General features: G+C 30.0%; 17 protein-coding genes. 15 read left to right on the top strand and 2 right to left on the bottom strand.

Translation table 11 applies throughout. From position 1 onward, the window contains the following. Nucleotides 1-206 precede the first annotated feature (206 nt). Genes bpuSUM_RS06425 through bpuSUM_RS06400 form a run of 6 tightly spaced genes read left to right on the top strand, consistent with a single transcriptional unit; the run spans nt 207 to nt 3,759 of the window. Nucleotides 207-1,556 (top strand): DUF244 domain-containing protein, encoded by a 1,350-nt coding sequence (locus bpuSUM_RS06425; RefSeq protein WP_247067129.1) that lies wholly within the window; start codon nt 207-209, stop codon nt 1,554-1,556. Between the two features lie 10 nt (nt 1,557-1,566). Continuing rightward, nucleotides 1,567-1,776 carry a hypothetical protein gene (locus bpuSUM_RS06420; protein ID WP_247067128.1) on the top strand — a complete coding sequence of 70 codons (210 nt, stop codon included), beginning with the start codon at nt 1,567-1,569 and terminating at the stop codon, nt 1,774-1,776. Further along, a complete protein-coding gene (locus bpuSUM_RS06415; RefSeq protein ID WP_247067125.1) occupies nt 1,769-2,164 on the top strand; it encodes a single-stranded DNA-binding protein in 396 nt (131 codons plus the stop codon). The genes bpuSUM_RS06420 and bpuSUM_RS06415 overlap by 8 nt, the downstream gene beginning before the upstream one ends. A gap of 29 nt (nt 2,165-2,193) precedes the next feature. Further along, on the top strand, nt 2,194-2,535 hold the full coding sequence (locus bpuSUM_RS06410) for a hypothetical protein (protein ID WP_247067123.1): 342 nt from the start codon (nt 2,194-2,196) through the stop codon (nt 2,533-2,535). A gap of 19 nt (nt 2,536-2,554) precedes the next feature. Then, nucleotides 2,555-2,971 carry a DUF261 family protein gene (locus bpuSUM_RS06405; protein WP_247067121.1) on the top strand — a complete coding sequence of 139 codons (417 nt, stop codon included), beginning with the start codon at nt 2,555-2,557 and terminating at the stop codon, nt 2,969-2,971. Then, a complete protein-coding gene (locus tag bpuSUM_RS06400; protein ID WP_247067119.1) occupies nt 2,968-3,759 on the top strand; it encodes a DNA adenine methylase in 792 nt (263 codons plus the stop codon). The genes bpuSUM_RS06405 and bpuSUM_RS06400 overlap by 4 nt, the downstream gene beginning before the upstream one ends. 257 nt (nt 3,760-4,016) lie before the next feature. Here bpuSUM_RS06400 and bpuSUM_RS06395 read toward each other — a convergent pair whose 3' ends face one another. After that, the gene (locus bpuSUM_RS06395) at nt 4,017-4,775 is read right to left on the bottom strand and encodes a tyrosine-type recombinase/integrase (protein ID WP_247067117.1); all 759 of its coding nucleotides are present in this window, start codon (nt 4,773-4,775) and stop codon (nt 4,017-4,019) included. A gap of 467 nt (nt 4,776-5,242) precedes the next feature. Next, the gene (locus bpuSUM_RS06390) at nt 5,243-5,686 is read right to left on the bottom strand and encodes an Mlp family lipoprotein (RefSeq protein WP_247067115.1); all 444 of its coding nucleotides are present in this window, start codon (nt 5,684-5,686) and stop codon (nt 5,243-5,245) included. Nucleotides 5,687-5,850: 164 nt separating this feature from the next. On the opposite strand from bpuSUM_RS06390, the gene bpuSUM_RS06385 reads away from it, so the two are divergent. The 9 genes from bpuSUM_RS06385 to bpuSUM_RS06345 all read left to right on the top strand — a co-directional run bounded on the left by bpuSUM_RS06385 (nt 5,851) and on the right by bpuSUM_RS06345 (nt 13,380). Further along, nucleotides 5,851-6,417, top strand: a complete 567-nt coding sequence (locus tag bpuSUM_RS06385; protein WP_247067113.1) for a DUF603 domain-containing protein — start codon at nt 5,851-5,853, stop codon at nt 6,415-6,417. 11 nt (nt 6,418-6,428) lie between these two features. Further along, nucleotides 6,429-7,781: a PBSX family phage terminase large subunit gene (locus tag bpuSUM_RS06380; RefSeq protein WP_247067175.1), complete on the top strand. Its 1,353-nt coding sequence runs from the start codon at nt 6,429-6,431 to the stop codon at nt 7,779-7,781. A 40-nt stretch (nt 7,782-7,821) separates the two neighbouring features. Further along, entirely contained in the window at nt 7,822-8,385 is a 564-nt protein-coding gene (gene bdr / locus bpuSUM_RS06375) for a Bdr family repetitive protein (RefSeq protein ID WP_247067105.1), read from the top strand. Between the two features lie 164 nt (nt 8,386-8,549). Continuing rightward, complete coding sequence (locus bpuSUM_RS06370; protein ID WP_247067103.1) at nt 8,550-9,761, top strand: anti-CBASS protein Acb1 family protein; 1,212 nt, start codon at nt 8,550-8,552, stop codon at nt 9,759-9,761. Nucleotides 9,762-9,773: 12 nt separating this feature from the next. Beyond that, entirely contained in the window at nt 9,774-10,460 is a 687-nt protein-coding gene (locus tag bpuSUM_RS06365) for a DUF1357 family protein (RefSeq protein WP_247067101.1), read from the top strand. Nucleotides 10,461-10,475: 15 nt separating this feature from the next. Continuing rightward, on the top strand, nt 10,476-11,033 hold the full coding sequence (locus bpuSUM_RS06360; RefSeq protein ID WP_247067099.1) for a DUF228 domain-containing protein: 558 nt from the start codon (nt 10,476-10,478) through the stop codon (nt 11,031-11,033). Continuing rightward, nucleotides 11,033-11,818: a DUF228 domain-containing protein gene (locus bpuSUM_RS06355; protein ID WP_247066945.1), complete on the top strand. Its 786-nt coding sequence runs from the start codon at nt 11,033-11,035 to the stop codon at nt 11,816-11,818. The genes bpuSUM_RS06360 and bpuSUM_RS06355 overlap by 1 nt, the downstream gene beginning before the upstream one ends. A gap of 15 nt (nt 11,819-11,833) precedes the next feature. Then, complete coding sequence (locus tag bpuSUM_RS06350) at nt 11,834-12,385, top strand: DUF228 domain-containing protein (RefSeq protein WP_247066943.1); 552 nt, start codon at nt 11,834-11,836, stop codon at nt 12,383-12,385. Between the two features lie 20 nt (nt 12,386-12,405). After that, entirely contained in the window at nt 12,406-13,380 is a 975-nt protein-coding gene (locus bpuSUM_RS06345; protein ID WP_247067097.1) for a hypothetical protein, read from the top strand. The last annotated feature ends 19 nt before the right edge of the window (nt 13,381-13,399 follow it).

Genomic DNA, 13,399 nt, shown 5'->3' with positions numbered 1-13,399 from the left:
TATTAAACTCCTATATAATTTTTACTTATCATAATAATAACCCATTATTCAGTAATAAGTAAATCAATAATTATTAAAGATTAAAATTTATTTTTGATTTATCAAAAATGATAATGTTTATGATATTTTTTGTAAATATTTTTGTTAAAAAATAGTTTTTGCTATATAGTTGTTTGTATGAAAAATTTATACAAAAGGAGTTTAATATGACAAATATGACAAAAATAAATAATTCAAGATCAGAGGAAGGGATGCAACAATTTGATTTGTACGGACAAATGGTATTTAAGGGTTTTGAATCTTTTGCATATCAAAGTCAAGAAAATCTTAAAGGTAAACAAAAACAGTTAAGTAAAATAAGTAGAGTTGGACGTAAATTACCAAAAATTGGTAAGAATGAGTGTTTTAAGTTTAATAGTAAGGTTGACTTTAGTGTGCAAAGAGAATCGTTAAAGCGTATGGGAGCTAGTGAAGTTGGAAGCATGTTTATTGGAGCTGATTCTTTAGAGAAATTAATGCGAGAGCGAATACTTAAAGCTATAGGAAGAGAAATACCATTTGAAGATAATTTGAGCATGAGAAAGGGAAAGATATTAGAATCTTTAGGATTTGATGAATTTGTTCGTATGAACGTGGATAATATTAAGGTGTTACATAAAAACAAATATGCAAATGGTGTTGACAAATATAATTACTTTAAAAAAGTTGAGGGCTGTGAGACATTAGTTGGTTCAACAATTGATGGATGGTTTGTAAATAACTCGGGAGAAGCCGAGTTACTTGAGATCAAAATTAGTGATAATTTTTACTTAAAAAATGCAGCTATTGAATACAACAAGACTGGTAATTTTTTAGAAGATAAATATTTCTTCAAGTATTATGTTCAAGTACAAATGCAGCTACTCTGTACAGGTTTAGATAAGGGAAATTTATTTTTTATCATAGGTGGAGAAGCAATAAACTGTGTAATTGATAGAGATGATGATTTTATTAGTTATATAATGACTGAAGTTTCAAGATTAGAGGGCGAAGTTAGTAGTATTGCCCAGTCTTTAAAATTAAAGAGTGATATTGATATTAAAAATATTGATTTAGATGAGCTTAGTGATATTATCAGGGATTTTTTGAAAAATAATTTTTTATATGAAGAGCTATGTGATGTAGATTTCAAGCTTGAATTTTTAGAATTTGTAAAATCAAGTCAACTTGAGATTGATGAAGACGAAATTTTGGATTTAAGTAGACGTTTAGATGAGATTAATGCATTGCAATCTGAAATTGACAAAGTAGAAGAGGAGACTAAAAAGGCTCAGGCGTTAGAGTTGGCTAGGGTAACCAAACCTATTAAAGATAAACTTAAATTTCAAATAGATGATCTTTATCGTAAATTTTCTTTAAATGAACATATAAATTATAACTTTGATGGGAATCGGTTCTCTTTAGATATGAGTAAGAGAGCTATTAAGGATAGGTTTAAGTTTTTAAGCTGTGTTATAGACTTTACTTTTAGTAGTAATTCAAATGAATGGTCTACACCTATTTTAAAAGCTGTTTAAGGGTACCTTTATGAGATTTATGTTTATAACTTTATTTTTAGTAATTACTTACAAGATTTTAAGATTTTTATGTAAGTTTGGTGTGAGAAGTATAAAGAATCTCATTCAAGCTTATTATGCAAGACGAGAATTTTTAGAAAATCTTGAGAGACTTGATTGTGATTTAAGACGTATGGAACTTTTAAGTAGGCTTCATGATAAGGAGAGTTCTGGTGTTTGATATTAACTCATTAAGTATATCTGGTCGTTTAACAAGAAACTGTGAGGTTATTTATACTAGTAATAGTTTTCCTATATTAAAATTTACACTAGCTAATAATAGAGGTGTAAAGAAAAATAACTGTGTTACAAGACAGGCTCAATTTTTTGACTGTGTGATTTTTGGAGCTAGAGCTGAGAGTCTTGCTGCTTTACTTAAACGAGGGGTTCAAGTTGTACTTAGTGGAGCCCTTGATTATTCAAGTTGGAATGATAAGCGTACAGGTGAGGGTAAGAGTAAATACAGTATTTTGGTAAATGATATTTGCGTCTTAAACTCATATGCTAAGACACAAGAGACTAATGATCTTAAGTCTGAAGATGAGTTTTATGAAGATATTCCTTTTTAATATCTATATTTAACTTAAGGGGGTTAGGGGTGGTAGTATCAAAAAGGGACCTTATAGCAAAGATGATTGAAGCTAAATATGATTTTGAAGAAGTTTTATTTTGTAGAAAAGACAGACAAGGAGAGCCTTTATTTGAAAGGTTTTGTAGAGAAGGGCTTACTCTTAAGAATGCTAAGTTATGTTTAGATGTGTTTTTAAGCATTTGCAAAAAGAGTCATGACTTCGCTTTAAGATATGGGATACTTAAGATTAACAAGAGGAGTATATTTGTAGCTAGTTTCTTTAGTATTTCTATATTTATAGATCAAATTCTAAACTTTTATGATAGTAGTGTAGAGTGTCTTCTTGAGGATCCAGACTTAAGTCTTTAATGGAGGTTGAGGATTAGGGATGAGAATAACGCAAAATAATCCAAATTTAGTCTCAGCAGTACGTCAGTGGGGATGTTACTTTTTATCTCTTCATTATTACGTATCAGTTTTTAAAAAGTTGCAGTTTAGTGTTCTTGATATAAATAGAAATTATCATAACTTTGTTAAGTCAGGGTGTATGAGAAGTAATTGTTATATTCTAAATCCATGCGCTGTGCTGAGACGGTTTGATATTAATTCAAGTGTGAGGTGGGAGGGCCCTGCTTACAGATGTTTAGATGGAGAATTTGAGATAAGTGAAGTTAAAATTAAAAATACACCAGGATATCATTTTATAGCAACTAATTTGTCATCTGTGCTTTATGATTCACTGACGCTTAAAGAGCGGGGCGTTGAATATGAGATTACATCAAGGAGAATATTTAAGAAATATTGAAACTACTAAGTAGAGAAGGAAATAAGTACCGCTATAGTGCTGATATTATAAGTCTTTTTCCTAAGCATACTCAGTATATTGAAGGATTTTTTGGTACAGGAGCAGTATTTTTTGCAAAACCATTAGCCCATTATAATATACTTAATGATAATTCTAAATTTATATATAAGTTTTTCTATATCTTAAGACAAGATCCTGAGTTGCTTTACAATCGTGTAAGAGATGCGATTATTTATGACAGCATAATTGATGAGAACAGAGACAAAATTGAGTACATGGTGCTTAGATGTTTATATTCACTTTATGGTTCATCTAGTTCAACTATGAAGTTGGATCGAAGTAATGCTAAGAGATTGTTTTTAGAAAACCTTCAAATTTATAAGTCTAGATTTAAAGAGATGCTTGATAATGCAATATTTACATCACGTGGTATTTTTGATTTTTTAGCTGCACTACCTAATCGAGACAAGGTAAGCTCAACATTTGTATATCTTGACCCTCCATATTCAATTTCTCATGGGAATCTTGCTGATAATCGTGGATGGAATTTAGATTCTCTAGAGAGACTTATTCTAGAGCTTAAGAGATATAACTGGCATTTTGCAATAAGTGAATTTGATGATTTAAGAGTAGTTAAGCTTTTCTTAAAGCATAATCTTTTCATAAACTATGTAGCACGCTCAACTGGTGTAGCTAGTATTTTCAAGCAAACTAAACATGAGGTACTAGCTACTTCATACAAAACTAATAGGTCAAGTATGGATTTAAAGAGTATTCGTTATGCTTGAACGGAAATGTTTAAAATGCAAGCGTAAAGAGAAAGGACTCTAGAAAAGTTTAGAGTCCCTGTTCTCTTTTCATAATGAAATTTTGGTTTAAAGAATATATATATTATAAACTATAATTTTATCAAAAACAAAGGATTAACAAATATTTTTTTTGTAAAAATAAATACCTAAATGTCAAATTAGGTATTTACTGGTGCTTGGTAAAAATCTTGAAGTGGGGGGAGTAGTACCTTAAAAATATTAGCAAAACTTAAAAGTTATTTCAAGCTAGTTTTGATATCTCTGTAAGCCTGTATTTTACTTGCACTTGAGAGACCATAAACATTATCAATCTCAGAAGTAGATGAGTATTTCATAAGCTCTTTAATTTCAAATGAATTATATCCTCTAGACTTTAATGATGCTATAAATATATTACGAAGTATATGCAAAGATTTGCGATGTTTAAATCCTCCCTTAATGAGTAATTCCTTAAACTGTTTTGAAATTTCAGTTATGTTAATTTTATTGTCACGAAATTTAAGTTTACTTTTTTGAAATAGATATGTACGTCTTGTGTCTTTTCCTTTAGATAAAAAGTAGTTTTGATGGGCTTGCATTATAGATTTAAATTCAGATTTACTAATGACTACTTCTCTAATACAGATATTGCTACGCTTTTTAGCTACATTAACGCGAATAGAATAAAATACTTCACCATTACTACACGTCTCTTTATATATGTCAGTAAGTTTTACATTTTGCATCTCAACACCCCTACAACCAGTAATTGAGAGTAAGTGTACAAACCATCCAGATATTGGGTCTTGTTCTTTAAATCTCTCTATACAGCGTTTTACAAGTCTAATTGTCTTGTCATTTAGATAAAATCTTAAAGGAGGGGATAATTTTTTAGTATGTCTAGTTTTGCTTTGACTTTTAATTAAAGTTAATTCTTCACTTAAGCGTTCATTTTGCATTTCTAATTCTTTAATTTTTAAGTTAAGACTGCAGTTAATTAAATGTTTTCCTTTCATGTAATTTCAAAGTTAACTAAACATATTAAAAATATATAAAATTAGTTATAAAAATATTAACAAATACTTATGCGTAGAGTCAATTTTTAAAGGTCTTCATTGTAAGAGAAATATGCTGTGTAGAATACTTGTAATTTAGAGAAAAGTTATTTTAAGGAGAAGCAGCACAAAATATCTAGCATACTTTGTGTTATCTTTAACAAATACTTATAATTTTACTCTACATTTACTTTATTTATCTACTCAGTAGCTTTCAATTTTGCAATGATGGGTTTTTTAGTACAAAATTTAAATTCTCTATTTCTGTTAACTTAAAGTTTACTTTTATAGTTACTCTTACCATTTTTATAACGAGTTTAATTTATTCTTTTTTACACATCTTTATCTAGAATTTTGTTGTCTTATTTTCTTAAATCTTTCTTTTTTAAATCTATCTTATCTTAACTTCCTTATTATTAGAGTTTTATTTAACCACCTGCTCCGTTTGCTCCACACATGCTTTGTAATTGACTGTTTTCACCAACAATATTGTCTAAATTATCATTATTGCCTTTAAAATATTCCTTTACTAAGGTTTTAAAAGTGTTTTTTTGATCATTAGCATTATCACCTGTGCATTTTTCAAGTTCACTCTTTATATGTTCAAGTACATCTTTAACTTTTCTTTCATCTTGTTTTAGAATTTCATTTAGTTTATTATCATCACTTAAAGCATCTTTTAAAAATTCTAAACCTTGCTTTTGACTATCATTTAGCTTTTCTCTTAATGCGTCTTCAGGTGTTTTTTCTACTTGTTCTCTTTCATTGCTTAAGTCTCTTTTGCTTCTACTCTTAGGTGTAGCATTTCCATGCTCATATTCACAACTACTAATTAGTAATAATAAAATCAAAATAAAATTAATTTTATTCATATAAATCCCCTTATCTTGTTTGTTTTAAAAATATATCTCTATTTATCTTCTTAATGTACATGTACGTATAAGTATTAATTGTTTTTGTAAAATTTATTGTTTTGTTATAAATTTTATGTTAAATATATTTTTGTTAACCTATTAGTTAACTTATATTAAAAGGTATGAATAGGGTAAAGAAATCGTTTGATGATTATGTTGTGTATTTTAGAGAAGGGAAGCTTAATGACGCAGGGATAGCAAAAGAGCTTGGAGTTAGTCGTGTTAATGTAGGAAAGATGAGACGCAAATGGGAAGCGCTTAAAGATGATCCTGAGTATATTACTGGTGCTGCTAAGCTTACTATTCGTGAAGATACTTTAAATAATATATTATTTCATGCATCACAAAGTACAGCCCAGGCGCGTGATCTTAAAAGTCAGTTTAGTATGGCTAAAAGTATGTTGGGACTAGAATTTATAAATTCATTTAGTCGTTATTTAGAGTTAGAACTTAAAACTCATAATTACAAAATAGAAGAACTCGAGTCTCAAATTAGCAATCTTTATAAGAAGACTTTAAGTAAAAAAGTTGCACATTCAGAAGAAGAGAGTCGTGAGCTTGAAGAGTTAAAACTTAGACTCGATGAGCTTAAAAGGGATCTCGAACTTAAGAAGATGTCACTATGTTACAAGACAATGCTAAAGCTTAAAGCTACTGATACAGATGTGCGCTCTAAATTACAAATTTAAAGGATATGGTAATGGATATATATAAGCTGCCTATATTTAAAGAAATGCAGCGAGAGTACAAGCGTGATTTTGGTATTGATATAATGGATTTTATTAAGCCTAAAGCATTGGAGGTTGATTTTAAAGGGTTTGAAAGTAAATATTTAACTAAAAAACAACTTAAAGTAGTACGTAATATCGAGAAGAATAAGCAAAGTAAAATTATCCTATCAGGTGGGATTGCTAGCGGTAAAACATTTCTAGCATGTTATCTATTCTTAAAAATGTTGCTTACAAATAGGAATGTGTATAAAAGAAATACTAATAATTTTATAATAGGAAATTCACAAAAATCATTAGAGGTTAATGTTATGAGTGAGTTAGAAGATATTGCTAGTATGCTTAAAATACCCTTTAGGCCAAAATTTTCTAATACATCATATTTTGAAATAGACTCACTAAGAGTTAATTTGTATGGTGGTGATAGGGCAAGTGATTTTGAGCGGTTTAGAGGTTCTAATTCAGCGCTTATTTACGTTAATGAAGCAACTACACTGCATAAAGAAACATTAATAGAATGTTTAAAAAGGCTTAGAGTAGGAATGCAGGCAATTATATTTGATACCAATCCTGACAGCCCGGAGCATTTCTTTAAGCTTGATTATATTGATAATACAAAAATTTACTCTACATATAACTTTACAACATATGATAATGAATTAATGTCAAAAGATTTTATTAAAACCCAAGAAGAGATTTACAAGGACATTCCAACATATAAGGCAAGGGTTCTACTTGGAGAATGGGTCTCGTCCTGTGATGCGATATTTACCAATGTTAATCTTACAAGTAAGCATGAATTTATATCCCCAATAGCGTATTTAGATCCTGCATATAGTATAGGAGGAGATAATACAGCGCTTTGTGTTTTGGAGCGAGTAGATCAAAGTTATTATGCATTTATATTTCAAGAAAAGTTACCAGTAGGTGATCCTAAGATGTTAAATACAATTAAAACTATACTTACAAATCTTAATGTACACAAACTATATGTTGAAGATAGGGATAACGTTTCTGGGCATGGGAATGTGACTAAAACGTTTCTTAAACTTAGGGCGGGTATGAGTCATAAGTTTAAAATTGCTCCAATTAAACCTATAAGTAATAAATTTACTAGAATTGCTACATTAATAGAGCCATTTGCAACATCTAAACTTAGTATTATGGATTATTCAAGTAAATCAGCTATATCTGATATTTATAAGTACAAAGGAGATGGTAAGAGTGATGATGATTCATTAGATAGCCTATCAGCATCATATATGTTATTGACCCTAAGTATGCGTACCCTCAGAGCACATTTTACTAAAATAAGGTTCCTATAATACTTAAAATATTATATAATAATTACATAAGGAGTTTTTTATGGGACTTGCGCAGCCTGTTATTACTCAGCAAATGGTTATAGCTGAACTTACTAAAGCCGGTATTAAAAGAGATATTGCTATTGACCTGTCTTATAGGTATTATCGTAATGAGCTGACTTATAAAGACATTGAATTCTTAAAAGAAAACTTTGACATAAAGTTAAAACACTTAGAAGATGGGATTAGTAGTGTTAAGGATGAGCTTAATACCAAAATAGATACTAAATTTAATGAACTCGATAAAAAAATAGACACCGTTGAGAGTAACTTTAACCTTAAGCTTGAAAAAGTTGAAGCTCTCTTACAAGCTGAGATTCAAAGGGTTGAGACAACCTTAAAATCTGATATTAGAGATCTTGACAATAAAATAGATACTAAATTCAATGAACTTGACAATAAGATTGACAATGTTAGAAAAGATATGGAAATTAATAGGATGGAGCTTGATACCAAATTCAATGTACTCGATAATAAACTTAAACTTCATGGTTGGATGTTTGGGACTCTTATTACCCTTAATATAGGAATATTCTTAGCATTAATGTCATTATTAGTAAAGTAAATTTATTTACCTATTCCTTTATTTAATTGACCTTCTGTAAATTATCTTTTTTAGTCATTTTTTACAAAAATTATTTAAATTTTGTTAGAAATAATTAGTTTTTGTCAATTGTTGCGTTATATTTTCTCCATATGCTTAATTGATGGTGAAAGGTTAAAGAAGCCATGATTTTAAATAGCAATATAAACGCAAAAGACTTATATAAATATTCAATATTTTTTAGAAACTACATTTCAAATGTAGCAGAAGATACTCTTAAGAATGGAATCACCTTAAATAGTATTAATACTGTTATTAATATTAATGATGCTTTAGAAGCCTTAAAAATAGAGTTAAAGACAGCATTATTGCAGTGCCTAATTAGTTACCGTTTTAATGGTGTTGGATACATTTTAGTTAAAACTGCTGACGCTTTAGAAGATTTACACTTAAGCGTGAACCGAGAACTTCCTACTGGATTTATGTATCTTGACTATAACAGCGTTCGCGATGAGGGGCCTGACTTTACTTATATAACATACAATTTCAAAGTAAATACAGATGAGAAGATATCTTATAGAGAAGTAAAGATTCATAAGAGTAGAGTAATCATACATTCCAATTATGATTATATACTTAAAGCCTACAGTCCATGTTATACGCAAAGTTTTTTGCTTAATATATATCTTTTTGAAGAAATATATAAAGAAATAGAGCGGCGAATAGGGCAACATAACTTTTTGTTTTACAAGGATGAATCATTAGCAACATTACAAGATGCCTTAAGTGATGCTACAAACTCATTAGAGCTTTTAACTAAAGGTGTTAATTATAAGCCAAGCATATTTTCTAACCTGTTTAAAAGAAATGTAGATGAAGAGAAGAGTCATATAAGCGCACTTAAGAGTGTAAATAGAGATTTAGAGCGAGAGCTCTCTAAACTTATATCTAACATAAATAATAATGGTATTTTTTACAGTGGAACACCAGATGCGTCACTTGAAGTTATTAAGTATGACTTAACCTATTTAAAGGAAGCATTAGCCTTAGTAAAGGCAAAGATTGGTGCTGACACAAAAGAGCCATTAACTAGAAGTTTTAATGAACAAACCAAGGGGCTTGGGAATGATGGTAAAGGTGATAGGTCTAATTATTATGACTTTTTAAAAAGTGTTCAAGAAGAGTTAGAGATTAGTTGTAATAGTAAACTTGTTAAACATTATCATTTAGACATGAGATTTAATTCACTTTATGTACTAACTGAAGAAGAAAAGTATGAGAGTGATATGCGACTTATAGAATTAGCCCTTAAATATAAGGAATTGGAGTTAAGTAAAACATTAAGCACAAGAGAACTTAATGTTTTAAAGCATAAATTATTTTTTTATGAAGGTTAATAAGGAGATTTTATGAATCAAAACATACAAGAAAATATAGATAGCACACAAAATGATGGCTTAGCTAAGAGTGTAGAGGATAACTTGGAGGGTAGCAATGGTATTACTTTAAGTTTAAAAGAATATAAGGAATATGAAGAATATAAAGCGTACAAAGCAGCAAAAGAATCTGAAGATAAGAATTTAAGTATTAATGAGATGATATCAAAAGAGCTTGCTGATTCACAAGTGCGCTTGGAAGAAGAAAATAGATTACTCAGTGAAGCTACTCGTATTAATGAGATTGATACTTTAGCACGTAAACATTTAAGTTCACATTTCAATAAAGAGACACTTCTTGCTAGGGGATACTCACTGAAAGATATAATACAAGCACAACGTAGGGAACTTGTTAGGAAATATGTACCGGTTGATGATATTCAAGCTATTGCTAATGTAAGGGAAGTACAACATTTAGATGGAAAAGTACTTGAACAACTTGTAAACCTTGCTAAATCAAATATAAGAAAAAGAACTCGCTCTACTACTAGTTCCAGTCCAAAAGGGGAGATTAAACTTGACTTGGTAAATGAGGATATATCCATATTAAATTCTAACTTTAGTCCCCAAAACTTTGATGAATTTAGTATTTCTATTGCAAATGGTTATAAAGACATGAGACATGAGTTTTATAAGCTTAAAAGTCAAAAAGCTGCTTAAAGGAGATAAGTATATATGTCACAGACTATAACACAGATTAGAGAAGAATACTTAAAGAAAGTAGAAGAAATACAAGACCTAATGAAGAACCCAAATAGAGATGCTGGTCTATTTCATGTAGATATAGGTTTTAAAGATAAAGGAATACACTTTGCAAATCAAGGTGGGACTATATCCAGCAGTGTTGATAGGTTAGAAAATTATCCAATTAAGGGATATCCATACAAGAGAGGAGTAAAGTTATCTTTTGAGGATGGTTATGAACCTTGTGTTGAGGCTGGGGGTGGTTCTGACCTTTATGGAATATGCATTGATATTGATGAGTTTACTGGGACCGCAACAGTAATTCCTATTACAAATAATTTTACTGGATATTTAGTAGTAAAGAAGAGTAGTCAATCTTCAATTACACCAGGTGTCAAAGTTAAATTTGATACTAATGGAGAGATTGAAAATGACAGCGGTTCAGGTTCTCGTGTTATTAATGGTACTGCCTTATCAAAGGCATTTAAAATTAATGAAAACCTGTACATAGCACTTGTAAGTATATTTGGGAATCGAGGGATTAATTAATGGTGAGTAGAGAAGATCATCAAGATCCAAACTTAATACCAAATGTTAAGCATGAATCGGTTGATTCTGATATTTATTCTCAAATGGATGATACTGAAGTTATCCAGGTTTTAAAACAACAACTAGAACAAGAACAAGAAGCATCCATGCAAGATGATTCTACAAAAGTTAGGCGAAGAGGTAAGAGACATGCAGCAGTACTAGAGACAGACCAAGGTAAGACGCTTAAAGAATATTTGTTAAAATTGCGAAAATACTCTAAAAGTTTTGATGATGAGTCACCTGTTTTTAAAGCCAAGACTGGATTTAGAGATAAAAATTTAACATTTGATGCTATATGTCAATCTGTATCAAGTAGCACAGATAAATTAGAAGAATACCCATCTTTAGGATTTCCATACAAACGTGCTGTTAAATTAAAAATTGAAACAAGTAAATCTGATGAAGTGCAAGTAGAAGTTTCTGATGGCAAGAATATGTATGGAATATGCATTGATATAGATGAGAATACTAATGTGGCAACGGTAATACCAATAACTGATAATTTTGAGGGTTACGTTGTATCTGGAAGCTCAAGTGGGATTGCAATAGGTGATAGATTAGATTTCAATTCAAATGGAGAAGTGATTAAAGCATCTAGTACCTCATCAGTTTCAATTAACGCAATTGCACTAAGTAACATATTTACATTACACCTTACTGATGAGAATGATAAGCGAGGGCAAGAAGATTATAAATTGTATTTAGTAAAGATATCTCTTTATGGTAATAAGGCAATTTCTTAAAATAGGAGGATTACAGTGTCAAGTGTAACTGAGTTAGTAAATAAATATGAAGAACAAGCTAAAAAACTAAAAAAGCTAATGAAGAATCCTAGCAATGATGGTTGTGTCTTTAGTAACACTACTGATTTTAGAGATAAGAATTTACATTTTAGTAATTCTGGCGGGACTCTAACTAGTAAGCATGACAAGTTAGAGAATTACTTCTTTAAAGGCTATCCATACAAAAGAGGAGTAAAACGTGTTGTAGATCCACACTATGAACCACATGTTGAAGCTGGAGGTGAGGATGACCTTTATGGAATATGCATAGATGTTGATGAATTTACTAGTACCGCAACAGTAATTCCTATTACAAATAGATTTCAAGGGTATCTTGTAGCTAAAGATAATTCTATTAAGGAAAAAGATAAGCTTAAATTTAACTCAAATGGACAAGTTGAAAAGAATACTTCAAGTAATAACAAAATTAATGCAGTAGCATTGTCAAATTCAATCGAAATTGATAGTACGGATAACCTTTACATAGTACATGTGGCTGTTTATGGTAATAAAGGTAAGCCAAGTTAATAAATTAAAGGAGTTTAAAAATGTCAGAATTATATGACCAAAACTATTATGCTAAAGAAATAGCAAATGTATTCCCGGAGATAAAGACACCAGTATTTTACAAATGGTTTTCAAATGAACAAATCGAAGATGTTGATTTAACGATAGGATACTTAAAAACAATAAAATGGGATGCGTTTCTTGATGCAAATCCTACAACATTAGTAAATGAAGTTAATACTATTGCAACAATAGGATTTAAATCAGAGTCAATCAAGCTTAATTACCTTAGCTTACAGTACAGGTTTAGACATTTAAAGCAAACCGCTGAAAAGTTTTATAAAAATAATGATTATGCAGGTGATGTAAATAATAATTTACTCCCCTTTAGAGAAGCATATAAGCTTGCAAGTAATGAAATTATTAAACTTATTGACCATTTTATCTTAACAGGTGCTGTTTCAATCCAGAGAGATGGAAAGAATGAAAAACGCATGCTTCCTAATATGTACGGACTTCTTAATATGCCAAAACAAGTTAAAGAAGAAGTTGAGGCTTCAAATAAAGATAAAATGGATAAGATATTTGAAAAGATTGAGTCAGGACTTGCAAAATTAGAGCTAGGAGATGAATTCTCAACACCATTTATGGTATTAGTTGATCCACAAACCAGTTTGAAACTTATCAAACCATATGCAATAACAAATACGTCCTCATCATCTAACACCTATTCTTCTAATGATTCATGGGAAGACTTCCTTATTAAGACCATAAAGGCTGTTAATAATAGAAGAGAAGTATATATACAGACAAGTAACTTACTTCAAAATCAGATACTAATTTATCCATTAAATGCAGAGCTTATTAAATTTAAACCAAGTAAATACATGTTGCCAATTCCAAATGAACAAATTGATAAGGATTCAACTACTATTGCACATTCATACCTTGATTTTGTGCTTGGTGGTCTCTTAGCAACAGCAAATACTATTTTAAGAGTTGATATTAAGGCATAAAGTTAATAATTATGAGGAG

It is taken from the genome of Borrelia puertoricensis (assembly GCF_023035875.1).
GTDB lineage: Bacteria > Spirochaetota > Spirochaetia > Borreliales > Borreliaceae > Borrelia > Borrelia puertoricensis.
Note: the sequence above shows the minus strand (reverse complement) of the source record. Positions and strands in the feature narration are given on the sequence as shown.